Source organism: Paraburkholderia sp. XV (genome assembly GCF_020177535.1).
GTDB lineage: Bacteria > Pseudomonadota > Gammaproteobacteria > Burkholderiales > Burkholderiaceae > Paraburkholderia > Paraburkholderia caribensis.
This window is the reverse complement of the sequence record NZ_JAGUUD010000275.1, coordinates 1-570: the sequence shown is the minus strand read 5'-3', so window position 1 is coordinate 570 and position 570 is coordinate 1. Positions and strand designations below refer to the sequence as shown.

Genomic DNA, 570 nt, shown 5'->3' with positions numbered 1-570 from the left:
AGGTACGCGACGATCTCGAACGGCGCGTCGCGTTGCGCACGGAAGAACTGGCGCGCGCCAATGCCAACCTGCAGGCGCAGATCGACGAACGCCGCCGCGCGGAGGCGCGCCTGCAGGCGAGCGAAGCGCGCTTTCGTGCGATCGTCGAAACGAGTCCGGTGCCGCTGTGCATCACGTCGATGCCGGATGGACGCATCCTGTACACGAACGCGCCGATGCGCGCGCTGTTCGGCATGGGCGAGCGCACCGCCTTGAATGTCGCCAACATCGCCGACTTCTACGCGGACCCGGCGGCGCGCGAGCGGCTGATCGGGCATCTGCGAACGGAGGGCAGCCTGCGCGATACCGAGGTCCGGTTCCGCCGCCCGGACGGCACGCAGTTCTGGGCGATGGTGACCGCGCGCGTCGCGACCTACGACGACTCGCCCGCCATCTATGTCGGGCTGAACGACATTACCGGGCGCAAGCAGATGGAGCAGGAACTGGTCGAATCGCGCGAGCAGCAACGCGAGCTTTCCGCCTACATGGAGGCGATCCGCGAAGAGGAGCGAAAGCGCATCGCGATGGAGA

General features: G+C 67.4%; 1 protein-coding gene. It reads left to right on the top strand.

Going from position 1 to position 570, the window contains the following annotated elements; genetic code table 11:
- The coding region (locus KFO72_RS41905; RefSeq protein WP_225034565.1) for a PAS domain S-box protein at positions 1 to 570 on the top strand (570 nt) is incomplete at both ends.